The organism is Pseudomonas sp. GW822-FHT06D10, from assembly GCF_058799535.1.
In genome coordinates, this window is the sequence record NZ_JBXALN010000009.1 from 200,241 (window position 1) to 215,141 (window position 14,901).

Below are 14,901 nucleotides of genomic sequence, written 5' to 3' on the forward strand. Positions count from 1 at the left end.
ACAATAAAACCCGCACCAGGCGGGTTCTATTGTTTTCAGGTCGACAACCGTCAGGCTTACAGCTCTTTGACGGTACGGACCTGATCCTTGTTGATGCGAGTCTGCTTGCCGTCCAGCTGTTCAAACTCGTAGAAACCGGAATCCTTGTCGTATTTAGGGGTATCGACGGCCTGGATTTCGCGACCGTCATTCAAGGTGATCACTGTCGGCGAGGCGCAACCGGCGAGAGTGGCCAGGCCCAGTGCGAGCATGAGAGTGGCGAGGGTCCGTTGAGTCATTGTGTGTCTCCGAAATGAGTACTTTTGAGTGCTGGTCTTCAGACGTATACAACGTCTGCAAGTTCCTTGGCCAGGGACATTCTGCCACGTTGCCGGGCAGATCGCAGGCGTTCGCCGCGGCAGATTAGCCGAGTTCGCAACAGCGTCTACCCACTGGGGGCTATTGCCGAGGCCACAGCGGCGGCAGGCCGGAGCGCTGTGATATAACAACGGGCTGTTTCTCCTACCTTTGGATCGAGCCTATGAAAGCCAAGGCTGATGTACCTTTTGCGCCGCTGAACATTGCGGTACTGACTGTCAGTGATACCCGCACCCTGGAAACCGACACCTCCGGGCAGGTCTTTGTCGAGCGCCTGGGCGCCGCCGGCCATCGTCTGGCGGCACGGGTGCTGCTCAAGGACGATCTGTACAAGATCCGCGCCCAGGTCGCGACCTGGATTGCCGACGACGTGGTGCAGGTGGTGCTGATCACCGGCGGTACCGGCTTCACTGGCCGTGACAGCACCCCGGAAGCCGTGGCCTGCCTGCTGGACAAGCAGGTCGACGGCTTTGGCGAACTGTTCCGGCAGATATCGGTCGCCGATATCGGCACCTCCACTGTGCAGTCCCGGGCACTGGCAGGGCTGGCCAATGGCACCCTGGTGTGCTGCCTGCCGGGTTCCACCAATGCGGTGCGCACCGGCTGGGACGGCATCCTCGCCGAACAGTTGGATTCGCGGCACCGGCCGTGCAATTTCGTTCCTCACCTGAAACAGGCGGCACCCTGTGAATCCCGCGGGTAAGCCGGGCAAGCAGGGCGCCCTGATGCCGGTGGAAGAGGCATTGGAGCGCCTGTTGGCGATGGCCGGTTCGGCCCCCATCCTCGAGCGTGAGCGCTTGCCGTTGGCGGCGACTCAGGGCCGGGTGCTGGCCGAGGCGCTGATCTCCAGCCTGGACCTGCCGCCCTGGCCTAACAGCGCCATGGACGGTTACGTCCTGCGCCTGGAGGACTGGCGGGGGGAACCCCTGCCGGTCAGTCAGCGGATCTTTGCCGGTCAGGCGCCTGAGCCACTGCAGCCCGGGACCTGCGCGCGGATTTTCACCGGTGCGCCGGTGCCGGCCGGGGCGGACTGCGTCGAGATGCAGGAAAACGCCCAGGTCCAGGACGATCAGCGCGTGCTGTTTAGCGAACCTCTGCAACTGGGTCAGAACATTCGCCCTCAGGGCCAGGAAACTACGGTGGGCGAGCAGGTGCTCGCGGCTGGCACTCGCCTGGGGCCGATCGAGCAAGGCCTGGCTGCCTCCCTGGGGTGCGCCGAGCTTGAAGTGGTGCGCCGGGTCCGGGTGGCGGTGCTGTCCACCGGTGACGAATTGGTGGAACCTGGCCAGCCCCTGGGGCCGGGCCAGATCTACAACAGTAACCGGGTGGTGCTGTGCAGTTGGTTGCAGCGCCTGGGCTGTGAGGTGCTGGATGCGGGAATCCTCCCTGACGATCTGGCCGCGACCCGCCAGCGCCTGGCGGAACTGGGGGAGGTCGACCTGATCCTGTCCACCGGTGGTGTTTCGGTGGGAGAGGCGGACTTCCTGGGCATCGCCCTGCGTGAAGAGGGCGAGCTGGCCCTGTGGAAGCTGGCGATCAAGCCCGGCAAGCCGTTGACCTTCGGCCATTTTCGCGGTGTGCCGGTGATCGGCCTGCCCGGCAATCCGGCATCGACCCTGGTGACCTTCGCCCTGCTGGCGCGCCCCTACCTGTTGCGTCGCCAGGGCGTGCGGCAGGTGCAGCCCCTGAGCTTCCAGGTGCCGGCGGGTTTTGCCTGGCCCCAGCCCGGTAATCGCCGCGAGTACCTGCGGGGGCGCCTGGAGAATGGGCAGGCGATTATCTACCGCAACCAGAGCTCGGGCGTATTGCGCAGTGCGGCCTGGGCCGAAGGGCTGGTGGAGGTGCTTGAAGGGCGGACCCTGGTGCAGGGCGATCGGGTCAACTTCATTCCTCTGAGTGAAGTGCTGGATTGACCCCGGCAGCGCGGGCCCGGCTGCCACCGGCCCGCGCCGAGCGGTTTAACGCAGCAGCAACAGCAGCAACAGGCCGAAGCGGCTGTGCAAACCCCAGGTCACCAGGCCCGCCAGCAGTGCAGCGGCCAGTACCGCCCTGGCCAGGCGCTTGAGCCACGACAGGTGCCGACAATGACGCGGCAGCGGCTGCGAGGAGAGAGGCAGGTCCAGCTCCCGGGGGGAGCGGGCGGCCACCCAGGGCTGGTCCTGCAGATGCTTGAGCGGTGATCGCGCTTGCGGATAAAACTCCTTGTCTTTCATGACGGTGCACTTCCTTGTATGAGGCGTCAGTGCCTGACATGCACAGTCACTGATTGGCCCCGCAGGGTCAATTCAGGTGATTCTCTTTCTTCGGTCAGAAAATTCACTTTAGGCCTGGGGGCTCGGTTCAGGCATAGGGGCTGTCCCAATAGCGCTTGTACATGCCGAGCTTTCTTTTCAGGCCCAGGGGCAGGTAGCGCTCCTGCTGACTGAGTTTGTAGGCGAAGAGCTTCACCGCGTTGCGCAGCAGCGACCCGGGCCATTGCCCCAGGCGCCCGGGGCCGAGGAAGCGCAGTTCGGACTGGACGTAGCGCAGGCCTTCGCCACCGGCGCCACCGAAGGCCTGGCGGATCCAGGGTTCCCGGGCATGGAATACGCCAATGTCGAAGTAGCGGCGGAACTCTTCCTTGAGGCTGTAGTTATGGGAGTGGCGGCAGCAGGCGCTGCCTTCATAGGCAACCTTCCAGCCGGCCAGCAGCATCTTCGCGCCCACATACATGTCTTCGGACAGGATCACATGGTTGGGAAAGCCGCCGACCTGCATCAGCGCCTCGCGCCGGTAGGCGGAAAACGAGTTGGACATGAAGGCGGTCTTGATCCCCAGTGCCGGCACATCGGCCAGGCTTTTCACCTGGGAAGTCGGCGGATAGTTGAACAACCGCGCATGGCTGGCCAGGGGGCTGGCATCGAGGTGCGGCAACTGGCGACCGCACACGGCTCCCACTTGCGGGTCGGCGAAGGGCGCGACGATGCGGGCGAGACCTTCGGCATCCTCCAGGTAGGCGTCCTGGGTCATGAACACATAGAGGTCGTAGTCGGCGTTGCGCTCCACCATCAGTTGTCGGGTGCCGCCGTGGTTGAAGTCGCGGCTGTCGATGCGCAGCACATTGGCACAGCGTGCCAGCGCCAGCTCGTAGGTGCCGTCGCTGGAGCTGGAGTCGACGATCAGGGTATCGAAGGGCGCGCTCTGGATTTCCAGGGAATCCAGCAGCCGCGCCAGGTCCTGGCATCCGTTGTAGGTGGGAATCACACAGGCCACGCGCAGTGTCGACATTGTCCAAGCCTCCGGTTCAGGTCAGGTTCTGGCGCCAGGGCCGCAGCCAGGCCGCGAGGATCAGCAACAGCAGCAGGCCGCAGGCGCTGCTCAGGCCCAGTTGCCACCAGATCGAGGTCAGCGGATGCAGGAACAGCGCCGCCAGGGCCATGCCACCCAGGCCGATCAGCCAATGACTGCGCCAAGGCACCAGCCCCAGCAACTGCTGGCGGCGCATCAGCAGCAGGCCGGTGAGGATCACCCCGCAGATCGCCGCCAGGGCGATGCCGATCAAACCGAGGAAATACGGCAGCGCCGCCAGCAGCAGGGCATTGAGCAGGCTGCCGGCCAGTTCGCAGTTGAGCGGCATGCGGGTGTCGCCGGCGGCATAGGCGTAGCGCGCCAGCAGGGCGTTCCAGGCGCCGAACATCAGCGGTACCGAGAACCAGGCCAAGAGCTCCGGCAAGGGGCTGTCCGCCGCTTGATCGGGCAGCAGCAGGTGCACCAGCGCGGCGGCGGCGCCAATCAGCCCGACCACCGCAGGAATGGTCAGCAGGGTGGCGCTGCTCAGGCCTTTGCGCAGCAGGTCCAGGCGTTGTTCGCCGGAGCTGCCGCTCATCAGCCCGAGCAGCACCTGATTGAGGCTCATTAGGGCGATCAGCGGCAGGTTGATCAGCTTGCGTGCCAGGTTGATCCAGGTAACCGCCCCTTCACCCAGCAATGAGGCCGCCATGCGCTCCAGCAGGGCCAGGCCCTGGCTGGCGAGGTTGCTGCTCAGCAGCGGGCCGATGCGTTGCAGCAACTCGCGCCCGGCCCCGGGCGCGGCCTGCATGCGCCAGGGCTGCCAGCCATCGCGCAGCAGGCTCGGCAACAGCACCGTTGGCATCAGCAGGCTGCCGAGCACACAGGCCGCGGCCAGCCCGGTGGGGGTGGCGGCATGGTGCAGGCTTGCCAGGTAGATCACTGGCGGCAGGTTGAACAGCAGCGAGCCCAGGCCCGCCAGGACAAAGCGGGCGCGAGCCTGCAGAGGGACGCAGAACAGGCCGTGGAGAATGAACCCCGGCGCGCACCAGGCCAGCCAGTGCAGGCCGCCGCTGGCCAGGGCATAACCGTCGCTGCCCAGGCCGGGGCCGATCAGGCGTACCCATAGCGGCGCGCCGAGGCTCAGCAGCAACGCCAGCAGCAGGCCACACAGCAACAGGCGGGGGGCCAGGGCACTGAGCCAGGCCTGTTGCTCCCCGGCCGAGCGCTGCTGGTACAGCGGCAGCGCGGCGGCGCTCAGCAGGCCCGCAGCCAGGGCCATGCGCAGGGCCTCGGGCAGGAACATCGCCACCAGGAAACCATCGCTCTGGCCACTGGCGCCCCAGGCCGCCACCAGCAGCCATTCCCGGGCAAAGCCGGCGGCCAGCCCGGTCAGGGTGGCTAGGGTCAACCACAGCGTCGCGCCGAACATGGGCCGGGCTTAGTGGAACAAAGTGAACAGGCCTTTGCCGCCCACTTTGTAGTTGAGGTTGCGGCAGCGCTCGCCCTTGATCGCCGCGTCCGGCCCGCTGACGATGGCGTAGGGCGGTACCGGCTTGGACACCACGGTCTGCCCGCCGACCACCGCGCCTTCGCCGATTTCGGCGCCAAACGACAGCAGGGCGCGGCTGGCGATCCAGGCGTAGTCATGGATGTAGATCGGCCCGCCGATGGCCCAGAATTCCGGCTCCTTGAGGTCGTGGCCACCGGCGATGATCAGCACATGGGAGGCTATGGTCACATGGTCGCCAATGATCAGCCCGCCCCGGGCGTCCAACTGGCAGTGCCAGGCCACGGTACTGTCCTGGCCGATGCGCAGGCTGTCGACACCCAGCACCTCGGTATTGCGCCACACCGTGGAGCCCTTGCCGATCTTCGCGCCGCCAAGGCGCAGCCAGAACAGGCGCAGGGTGTGGCTGGGGATCTTGCAGATGAGGATGTTGTAGATCTGCTCCCAGACCCGCAGCATGCGGTCGCGCAGGGTCGGCCAGTTGATTCCGTACATGGGAATCAGCGCCCCCTTGAGTTCGTGGCCCAGCAGTTTGTAGAAACGCCGGGGCAGGGGCGGCTCGATCTTCGATTCGATGTTCAGGTAGCTGATGTAGGTCAGCACGTTGCCCTTGAGCGGTTGCTCGAACACGACGTCGTTCTCCAGCATCCACTGATAGGCCGCCTCCAGTTCTGCAAGGCTCACCCCCATTTTCTGCGCATAGTCAGGCAAGGCCTGTTTCAGGTTCTGCGAGTGGAAGAGGCGATGTTTCATGGCTGGATTCCTGAGGGTGGGGAGTCTGGAGTAACCCTGGGCGCCGCAGCGCCGGCCTTGAGTCGCAGGCGTCTGGCTTCATGCAGGTTCAGGCCCAGCAGCAGCCAGAACAGGGCGATCAACACCTGGGTGAAGCTGAAGTAATGGTCGAACAGGCCGCTGATCAGTGCGGCGCTGAGGCCGGCGCCGCTGCCCAGCCAGAGGGCGTTGTCCCGATTCAACTGGATGGCCACCCCGGGAACCCGGGTTTCCCGCCACCAGCTCCAGATCACCGCGACGAACAGCAGCATGCCGGGCACGCCGATCTTGTAGATGTAGTTCAGCCACAGGTTGGAAATCCCCCACAGGCCGGTGCCGGGCACGGGTGGGTCGACCTTGAAGCCAATGCCGAAGGGGAACATCGCCATGGCGGCGGGGAAGTGCGAGTACTCGTCGACCCGCACGCTGGTGCTGGCATCGTTGGAGGTGAACAGGGTCAGCAGGCGGTCCTGCAAGGGCGGATAGGACATCAGCAGCAAGGCCCCCAGAACGAAGCCACCCATCAGCATGCGCCCGGTGTAGGGCACCCGCTGGCGGGCCATCCAGATCAGCACGATCAGCAGGCTGAGCAAGGCTCCGCGAGAACCGGAGAGCAGCAACCCGGCGGCCCCCAGCAAGGCCACCGCCAGGCCGAGGTTACGCTGCCAGCCGCTGCGGGTCAGGCCGAAACAGAAGGCCAGGGGCAGCAGCAGGGCCATGGCGCCGCCGGTGACGTTGGGGTGCATCCACGGCGAGCCCATGCGATTGGCCAGGGCGCTGAGGCTGTCGCCCAGTACCGCGATGCCGCCGTAGCCGAGCTTTTCGAGGATCGGGGTCATGGCCGTGGCGCTGCCGTTCTTCAGAAACACCGGGATCGACAGCAGCAGGAGCAGCAGGGTCCCCAGCAACAGGCCACAGACCAGTCGCTCCCGGGCCTTGGCTTGCTGCAACAGGCGCCGCACCAGAAACAGCGCCGAGAGGTTGAGCAACCAGCGGACCCAGTTCACCGGGCCATTGCCATCGGCGTTCACCGTCACCTGGCCGATGATGAAGGGCAGGGCACTGAAGGCCATCAGGGCCAGCAGCAGCTTCTCGGTACGCAGCAGCCTGGGCGGCCGGGGCAGGTTGGAGAACAGCCCCTGGGCCAGGATGCTGGCCCAGACCAACAGCAGCAGGGCTTCGGAGACGGTGGTGCGCAGGCCGATCTGCACCGTCGAATAGGGCAGGAAGGTCGCCAGTACCGCGAACAGCAACAGCCCGCGCATGGGCTGGCGGACCACGGTCACCGCCGCTGCGATGCCGACCATCAGCACCAGCACCTTGAGCGCTGGCAGCAACCAGATCAGCACGCCGAAAACCAGGCCGAAGATCAGCGCCAGCGGCAGGGCGATGGGCATTACTTGAGCTCCTCGAGCAATTCATTGAAGCGCTGGCGATAGGCATCCTCGGCGTAGCCGGCCGCCCAGGCCTTGAGGGGGGCGGGGTCTTCCGGCGGGGCGCTGGCCAGTTGCACCATCAACTGGCTCAGCGCGGCGCTGTCGGTGGGCGAGAAGCGCGGGCTGCCCGCCGGGGTGATCTCGTCCAGGGCCGAGCCGCTGGCCACCGCCACCGGAGTGCCGACACTCAGGGCCTCGATCACCGGCAGGCCGAAGCCCTCGGCGTAGGAGGGCTGCCACAGGCGCTGGGCCTGGCGGTACACCCCATGCAACTGGCTGTCGCTGAGGTCGCTGAGAAAGTGCAGGCCATGCACGGCGCGCAGCTCGCTGGGCAGGTGGTCCGGTGCGCCGATCAGCACCAGTTCCGGTACGTCCGGGGATTGCTGGCGCGCGGCCTGCCAGGCGGCGACGAACCAGGGAATGTTCTTGCGCGGCTCGCGGGTGCCCACCGCCAGCCAGTAGCGCTCGGGCAGTTGCAGGTCGCGGATGTCGGCGGGTTCGCCCTGGAAACCGGTAACCAGGTTGGGCAGCACCCGGACCTTGTCCCGGGCCTGGGGAAAGAGCTTCACCAGTTCGTCGGCGGTGTACTGCGAAGGTGTCCAGATGCGGTCCGCCTGCTTTACCGAATGGCCGATGGAGAGCTTGTCGGTGAGGCCATAGACCCGCTCCTTGAGCCGCGAGCCGTGGCTGTTGGTCAGGGTCAGTTGGAACAGGTCATGCAGTTGCAATACATAGCGCAGGTTCTTAGGTTTCCTGCCCAGGGGCAGGCCCATGTTGAAGTTGCAGATGTACAGCTCCACCTCGGCCTCACGCAGGGCCTCGGGCAGAAAACCGCCCTCGAAGCGCAGCCGGTTCGGCAGGCGATGCACCCCCTGCAGTGGTGCGCCCCACCTGGGGCAATGCACCCGGCGGCGCAGCGGATGGTCTTCCGGGGCGACGCCGAACAATTGCAGGCTGACCTGCGGATTGGCGCGCAGGGCGTCTTCCAGTGCCAGGTTCTGCCGGCCGATACCACTGTTGCTGTAGCCCGCGGCGGGGCGGTAATCCAGACCTATGCGCATACGGACACTTCTTCTTTGTCAGAGGGGAGTTGGTGATAGACCGCTTCCAGCTGGGCCGCCGCGGCGCTCCAGTCATGGTGGGCCAGCACGTAGTCGCGCCCGGCGGCGCCGATGCGTTGCAGGCGCTCGGGATCGGCCAGGGCCTGGGCGAGAATCTGCGCCAGGGCCCCGGGGTCTTCGCTGCCCAGGTAATGCTGGCCGTTCTCCACCTGCAGCCCGGAGCTGCCCTGGGCCGTGGTGACTACCGGCAGGCCGGCGGCCATGGCCTCCAGGACCTTGAGCTTGGAGCCGCCGCCCTGGCGCAGCGGGGCGAAGAACAGCGCCGAGCGCCGTTGCAGGTCCCGCAGGTCGGGGACAAAACCCTGCCACTCGATGCGCGGGTCGGTCCAGCGCTGGCGGAAACTGTCCGGCAGGGCGTAGCCGCAGATGGCGAAGTGCACCTCGGGGTTGATGGCCCACAGGCGCGGCAGTATCTCTTCCAGGGCCCATTGCACCGCATCCAGGTTGGGGCTGTATTCGTAGTTGCCGATAAACAGCAGGCGCTGGCTGCCAAGGTCCGGTTGCACCGCGGCGTAGTGCCCGCAGTCCACGCCGTTGACCACCACCGCGGCCGGTTTGCCACTCAGCCGGGCCAGGGTCAGGGCGTCCTGTTCGGTCACCGCGATGACCCGGGCCGCCTGCTGGAACACCCGGCGTTCCCAGCGCCGGTAGCGCCATTGGTCGTAACGGGTAAAGGGTTTCGACCAGGCCGGCAGGCGGTCGTAGCTGGCGGCACCGAGGGCCGACTCGACGTTGTGTTCGGTGAGGATGAACGGGCGCTGCAATTGCTTGAGCGGCTGTTCGAAGGGCTGGAAGCTGTAGCTGTGCTCGATCTGGATCACGTCCCAGGGTTCCTCCAACAGCTCGCGAAAACGCTGTTGCAGCGGCACGGCCAAGCCGTTGACGTCGGCCAGCATGGGGTAGGGCGCGAACAGCACCGAGAACAGGGTCTTGAGGCTGCGCAACGGCCGCCGCGGCAGCACGATCAGGCGTTCCAGCCAGGGCTCCAGGGCCGCGCGGGTGGCGTCGTCCAACGGGGTTTTCGATTGCACCAGCAAGGTGATGCGGTGCCCGCGGGCGGCCAGGGCCCGCAGCAGGTGGTATTGCCGGGTCTTGCCGCCGCTGGTGGCGGGCCAGGGCAGGTAGGGCAGGGTCCAGAGGATTTTCATGCTCACCACACCAACAGTTGCAGGCTGGTTTTCAACGGCACGCTCAGGCCCGCTTGCCCGCTCAGCTCGGTGCGGGTGCCGGTCAGCGGATCATGCAGCGTGGCCGCGTTGAGCCCGGGAACCTGCAGGCTGGCGCCGCTGGCGCTCCAGAACATCCAGACGTGGGAGCCGTCGGGCCGGGTCCAGGCGATGCTGTACAAGTCGCTCGGGGCGTTGCTCAGGCCGGGGGGATCAGCCGGGGCCAGGCTCGGCCCGGTGGTGTCGAGAAAATATTTGAGGGCGTTGTAGACCGGCTTGGGTTCGCCGGCCAGGTCCACCAGCCCGTAGGACTGGTCGCGGTTGCTGGCGCGGGCATCCAGGTCGCTGAGGTTGAACAGGAAGATCCGCTGGTAGTCCATGGCCGCCATCAGGGCCAGGCGGCGCAGGGTGTAGTCGGCCTGGCCGTTGACGCCGATCATCGCCTGCATTTCCCGGGCTCCGCTGGTGTAGCTCGACCAGCCCCACTCGGTGGCCCAGACCTGTTGCACGCCCTGGCTGTGCAGCGCGTTGTTGAGGAAGTTGCCGCGTACGAGGAAATCCTGGGCCGCGGCATCGTCGCCTTCCGGGAGCTCGGAATAGGGGTGGTAGGCGGCAATCAGGTTTTCCGTGCCCAGGCCCTGTTGCAGCAGGTCTTCGAGCATCAGCCCCGGGGTGCTGCGCATCTGGCTGTAGTAGGCCATGCCCGCGGTCGCTACAGGCTTGTCGGGAATCGCCGCGCGAATGGCGCTGGTGGTGGTCGTGAGCAACTGGTCGTAGGCGTCGGGGTCTTCCTTGGGCAGCCAGACGATGTTGGGTTCGTTCCACACCTGCCAGGTGTTCACCTGGGGATAACGCTGGGCGAGCATTTTCATGCGCTGGGCGAAGACGTTGAAGTCCTTGGGCGGGTACTGGTCGGAAGGGGGCGAGCGGCTGGGCACGTTGGCGGCGAAGGGCGCCGAACCCACCATGTAGGCCAGGACCCGGTACTGGCGGCCCTGCATGGCGTTCATCGCGGCGTCCAGGGTGTCCAGCTGCAGGTCATTCTCGCTGGGTTCGATCATGGCCCAGTGAATGGCCAGGCGGACCCAGCTCAGGCCCAGGGCATCGAGCCGGTCCATCTGCTTCTGGTAGGCGCCGGGGGTGAAGTACTGGAACTGCGCGTTGACCCCGAGAAAATCCTTCCACACCACCGCTCGCGGCGCGCGCAGGGTGGTATCCGCCAGGGCGTTCCAGGACAGGCAGGCGAGCACCAGCAGGGCAATCGCCGAGCTACGTCGCATAGGCATGGGCCGGGCCTCCACAGGCATCGCTGAACACCCGGGCAAAGCGCTCGGCGGTATGGCTCCAGACCCGCCGGGAGCCGATCACCGCGGCGTGCTCGGCCCAGCGCTCCACCCGTTCCGGGCTGGCGCACAAGTGGCTGAGTTCGGCGGCCAGGGCGGCGACGTTGCCCTGGGGAAAGATCACGCCGTTGTCCTGGGCCACCTCTTCGGCGAAGGAGCGGGCGTCGGAGGTGATGGCGCCGCGGCCGCAGGCCACCGCCCAGGACAGGGCGCCGCTGGTCCCCCGTAGCGTGCCCAGGAGCTTGAGCTTGCTCGACTCGCGGTAGGGCAGGACCATCACGTGGTGGGCCTGGATCACCTTGGGAATGTCCGTGGCCGGCAGGTCCAGTTGCCAGTCGATGCTGTCCTGCAGGTTCAGGCGCTGGATGTGCTGGCGCAACTGGTCGAGGTAGCTGCCGGCGCTGCCGAAGGCCATTTCCGGTTCACTGCCCCCGGCCAGGGTCAGGCGCATGCGCTCGCGCATTGCCGGTTGCTGGGCGAAGGCCATGGCCAGTGCATCCAGCAGATCCTCGATGCCCTTGCCGCGGTAGATGAAGCCGAAATACAGCAGCCTCAACGGGCTCAGCGGCGGCAGCGGCCGGGCGGGGATGGCCAGGTTGCCATGGGGGATCACCACCATCTGCTCCGCACGCAACCCCATGCGCTGGCGCAGGCAGGCGCCGCCGGCGTGGGTCAGGGTGATCAGCCGGGTGAGGCTGCGGGCCAGCTGCTTTTCTTCGTGCAGGCACAAGGGGTCGGTCAGTACCGTGGCGATCTGTGGCAGCGGTGAGGGCAGCCGCGTGGCCAGGGACAGCGGCCAGGGCAGGCTGGCCCGGCGCCAGACCAGGCGTTCGGGGTCGTGCACCGTGGCGCTCAGCGGCAGGCTGGGGAAACGCTCGCGCAACGCCTTGAGGGCATGAAACTCCGCCAGCCGGCCACCGCCCAGCTCGGCGTGCACCAGGTCGATCCCCTGCCAGTCACTGTGCGCCACCCGCTCGATGGCGCGTTGCGGGTCGTTGCCCAGCCCGGCCAGCGGCGTGCTGACTTTCAGCCCCAGGCCTTCCAGGGCGGCACGCAGGTGCGCGGCGTAGTCGGCAATGCCGTTCTGCTCGGGAGGCATGGGTGCCAGCAGGGCAATGTGCATCAGTGGGGGCTCCTGATCCGCGCCAGGAAGTTCAGCACGTTCTCCGGGATGCCGAAGCGCCGGCGGTTGATGATGATGCCGTCGACCCGCTTGAAGGCGGTGGTGAGAATCGACAGGGCGTTTTGCAGCACGGGCACCGTGGTGGTTTCGGCTTCGACGATCAGGGCGATCAGGTCGGCCTCGCGCAGGCTGACGAAGGCTTCCTGGTTGGAGAAGAAGCCCGAGGCTTCCAGCAGGACGATTTCGCCGGGCACCGCGTTGGGTGCGCCATTGACCCGCACCACGTGCCCGCGCTCCTGGAGCAGGTCGCGCAGGTGCGCGGTGACGAAGCTCACGCCTTCGCCGCGGCGTGCCGAGGTCACGCCGATCACCAGCCCCTGCAGGGCCACCTGCTTGAGGGGCAGGATGCCGTACAGGCGGTAGAGGCTGGCGGTGAAGGCGCTGTTGCGTTGCGGCAGGTGGCTGTCGAGGTCTTGCAGGCTGGTCCAGACCTTGACCCCGAAGCGCTCCTCGATCTGGTCGCCGTCATGGATGCGCTGGTCCAGCAGATAGAAGAAGTACAGCGCCAGTAGGCCCACCGCCAGGCTCAGGGGGATGGCGGCGAGCAGCATGCTCAGGCTCTTGGGAAAGACCCGGCTGGGTTTGAAGGTGGCTTCTTCGATCACCGCGATGTTGCTGATCTGGCTCTGGTCCAGCTCGCGGTCGATGCGGGCTTTCTCGGTGCTGTCGCTGTACAGCGCGAAGCTTTTCTCCGCCGCGCTCAGTTCCCGTTGCAGGCGTGCCAGTTCAGGTTCCACGGCCAGCGCCTGGCGCCGTTCCTGTTCGAGCTTGAGCAACTGGGTTTCCTGCTGGGCGGCCTGGGTCTGCAGGCGGCTGAGGCTGGCCTGCTGGTCGGCGAAGCTGTTCTGCAGGCGGGTGTAGACCGGGTTCGGGGCCAGGTTTTCGCTGCGTTGCACAGTGCCGCTTTCCGATTTCAGCAAGGCTTGCAGGTTGGCGATTGCCGCATCCATGGCGCGAACCGGAGGGGCGCCTTCCTTGAAGGTGCGGAGCATTTCCTGACGCTCGATCTGCTTGGCGTTGATCCGCTGCTGCAGGTCCTGGCGGTCCGGGTTGAGGCTCATCTGGCGGCCGATGCTGATTTCTTTCTTCATGCTGTTGAGCTGCTTCTGGATGGTCTCCAGGCCGCTGCGAGTGGACGCCACTGCTCGGGTGGTATTGAGGTGTTCGCCCTTGAGGTTGTTGAGATTGCGCGAGATATCGTTCAGGCGCTCCTCGATGCTCACCGCCCCCAGTTGGTTCAGGTAGTCAGCGATCTGCTTCTTGTAGCCGAGGATGCGCTGGTTGGTGGCGCCACTTTCGGTTTCATAGAAGGCGTACAGGCTTTTGCGCCCGAGGGTTTGCGCGCGTTCCTGCTGGTACTGCTCGATCCAGCTCTTGACCACTGTCTGGGCCACTTTGGGGTCGTTCCAGGTAAAGCTCACTTCCATCACCGAGGAGCCTGCGGCGTGGGTCACGCTGAAGCTTTTCAACATGCGTTCGGTCAGGCGTTCCACCGGGGTTTGCTTCTCCACCAGGCCCACCAGTTGCAGGGCCCCGCGCAGCAGGTCGACGATGCCTTCCACCGCGCCCTTCACGGCGTTCTTGAGGGTGGCCAGGGCACCACTTGGCTGGGGCTGGCGGGACAGGTCGTCGAGGTACTTTTCCGCCACTTTGCGGGCGATGGGCTCGCCGCCGAGGATGCGCTCCTCATCGATGATCGGATCACGCTGGGCGCTGGGAATCACCACAGCCTGGCGATCGGCGATCTCGATCGGCAGGGTGCTGGTGTCGCGCCCCGGCTTGACCAGCAGCAGGGCGGTGGACTCGAAGCGATTGGGCAGCAGGAAGGCACCCAGCAGGATGATGACGAAGGTCACCAGGACGGTGATCTTGACCTCGCGCTTGAAGATGAAGAACAACCGCAGCAAATCGCGAAAGGAACGGATATTGATCATATGGGCTGTCCTTGGCGATCAATTGGTGGATTGACGGTTGATTTCGTAGCTCGCCCCGATGCCGATCGACTTGGTGAACGGAATCAACTGGTTGAGGTACACGTCCACCCACTCGATGCCGTTGCCGACGCTGGACTTGGGCACGAACACCACATCGCCGCGTTGCAGCAGCACCGGGGCGGCGCCGGCGTTGCCGGCGATCATGAATTTGCGGTAGTCGAAGAAATAGGTCTTGTAGCGGCCGTCCTCGCCCTCGCGCAGCAGGGCGATATTGCGGCTGTCGCCCACGTTCAAGAGGCCCCCGGCGCCGACTATGGCCTGCTCCAGGGTGGTGGTCACGGTCACCGGCAGGGACGCCGGGTTGCGTACCGAGCCGCCGACGAACACGGTGTTGCCCGGTGCCTGGTTGATGTTCACGGTCAGTGCCGAGTCCTGGTAGATGTTCTTCAGCTTGTTTTCCAGGACCTGGGTCAGTTGCTGCGGAGTCAGCCCCGCGGCCTTGACCTGCCCGGCATAGGGGTAGGCGAAGGTGCCATCGTTGAGCACGGTGAACAGCGTCAGTTCGTAGATCGAGTTGGCGGTGAATGCCGAGATCGATGGCGCCTCACCAGTGTTGCGGACGATGCGCAGGGTGTCCCCCGGGCGAATCCGCTGGGGCGGCAACGGTTGGCCGGCCAGGGCATCACCGGCCCGATGGGCGGCCTCCAGGTCCTGGCTGGGCGGCAGTTCCACCTTTGCCGGAATGGAGCAGGCGCAGAGCATGAGAACACTGGAAATCAGCAGGAGTCTTTTCATCGAGCGGTCTTCCTGGCG

At 66.0% G+C, this 14,901-nt stretch carries 14 protein-coding genes; 2 read left to right on the forward strand and 12 right to left on the reverse strand.

Annotation, left to right across the window (positions count from 1 at the left end):
- Positions 1–56: 56 nt before the first annotated feature.
- A complete protein-coding gene (locus tag AC1RL5_RS26940) occupies positions 57–278 on the reverse strand; it encodes a YgdI/YgdR family lipoprotein (RefSeq protein ID WP_015636515.1) in 222 nt (73 codons plus the stop codon).
- A 242-nt stretch (positions 279–520) separates the two neighbouring features.
- Here AC1RL5_RS26940 and moaB point away from each other — a divergent pair, with 242 nt between their 5' ends.
- Positions 521–1,060, forward strand: coding sequence for a molybdenum cofactor biosynthesis protein B (gene moaB / locus AC1RL5_RS26945; RefSeq protein WP_015636514.1), 540 nt, complete (start codon positions 521–523; stop codon positions 1,058–1,060).
- Entirely contained in the window at positions 1,044–2,270 is a 1,227-nt protein-coding gene (locus AC1RL5_RS26950) for a molybdopterin molybdotransferase MoeA (protein ID WP_103406975.1), read from the forward strand. Before moaB ends, AC1RL5_RS26950 begins: the two co-directional genes overlap by 17 nt.
- Before the next feature lie 45 nt (positions 2,271–2,315).
- On the opposite strand, the gene AC1RL5_RS26955 is transcribed toward AC1RL5_RS26950, so the two are convergent.
- From AC1RL5_RS26955 to AC1RL5_RS27005, 11 genes are all read right to left on the reverse strand, one after another.
- Positions 2,316–2,570, reverse strand: coding sequence for a hypothetical protein (locus tag AC1RL5_RS26955; RefSeq protein ID WP_072450606.1), 255 nt, complete (start codon positions 2,568–2,570; stop codon positions 2,316–2,318).
- A gap of 127 nt (positions 2,571–2,697) precedes the next feature.
- Positions 2,698–3,624 (reverse strand): glycosyltransferase family 2 protein, encoded by a 927-nt coding sequence (locus tag AC1RL5_RS26960; protein ID WP_011062494.1) that lies wholly within the window; start codon positions 3,622–3,624, stop codon positions 2,698–2,700.
- Positions 3,625–3,640: 16 nt separating this feature from the next.
- The gene (locus AC1RL5_RS26965; protein WP_072450605.1) at positions 3,641–5,056 is read right to left on the reverse strand and encodes a lipid II flippase MurJ; all 1,416 of its coding nucleotides are present in this window, start codon (positions 5,054–5,056) and stop codon (positions 3,641–3,643) included.
- 9 nt (positions 5,057–5,065) lie between these two features.
- Positions 5,066–5,887, reverse strand: a complete 822-nt coding sequence (locus AC1RL5_RS26970; RefSeq protein ID WP_072450604.1) for an acyltransferase — start codon at positions 5,885–5,887, stop codon at positions 5,066–5,068.
- Entirely contained in the window at positions 5,884–7,302 is a 1,419-nt protein-coding gene (locus tag AC1RL5_RS26975; RefSeq protein ID WP_103408130.1) for an O-antigen ligase family protein, read from the reverse strand. The genes AC1RL5_RS26970 and AC1RL5_RS26975 overlap by 4 nt, the downstream gene beginning before the upstream one ends.
- Positions 7,302–8,402 carry a glycosyltransferase family 4 protein gene (locus tag AC1RL5_RS26980; RefSeq protein WP_103408131.1) on the reverse strand — a complete coding sequence of 367 codons (1,101 nt, stop codon included), beginning with the start codon at positions 8,400–8,402 and terminating at the stop codon, positions 7,302–7,304. The genes AC1RL5_RS26975 and AC1RL5_RS26980 overlap by 1 nt, the downstream gene beginning before the upstream one ends.
- On the reverse strand, positions 8,393–9,610 hold the full coding sequence (locus AC1RL5_RS26985; RefSeq protein WP_103408132.1) for a glycosyltransferase family 4 protein: 1,218 nt from the start codon (positions 9,608–9,610) through the stop codon (positions 8,393–8,395). The genes AC1RL5_RS26980 and AC1RL5_RS26985 overlap by 10 nt, the downstream gene beginning before the upstream one ends.
- Before the next feature lie 2 nt (positions 9,611–9,612).
- Positions 9,613–10,908 (reverse strand): cellulase family glycosylhydrolase, encoded by a 1,296-nt coding sequence (locus AC1RL5_RS26990; protein WP_492589460.1) that lies wholly within the window; start codon positions 10,906–10,908, stop codon positions 9,613–9,615.
- On the reverse strand, positions 10,898–12,094 hold the full coding sequence (locus AC1RL5_RS26995; RefSeq protein WP_011062487.1) for a glycosyltransferase: 1,197 nt from the start codon (positions 12,092–12,094) through the stop codon (positions 10,898–10,900). Before AC1RL5_RS26995 ends, AC1RL5_RS26990 begins: the two co-directional genes overlap by 11 nt.
- Positions 12,094–14,088 carry a lipopolysaccharide biosynthesis protein gene (locus AC1RL5_RS27000; RefSeq protein ID WP_492589398.1) on the reverse strand — a complete coding sequence of 665 codons (1,995 nt, stop codon included), beginning with the start codon at positions 14,086–14,088 and terminating at the stop codon, positions 12,094–12,096. The genes AC1RL5_RS26995 and AC1RL5_RS27000 overlap by 1 nt, the downstream gene beginning before the upstream one ends.
- A gap of 18 nt (positions 14,089–14,106) precedes the next feature.
- Entirely contained in the window at positions 14,107–14,883 is a 777-nt protein-coding gene (locus AC1RL5_RS27005) for a polysaccharide biosynthesis/export family protein (RefSeq protein WP_072450601.1), read from the reverse strand.
- Between the last annotated feature and the right edge of the window lie 18 nt (positions 14,884–14,901).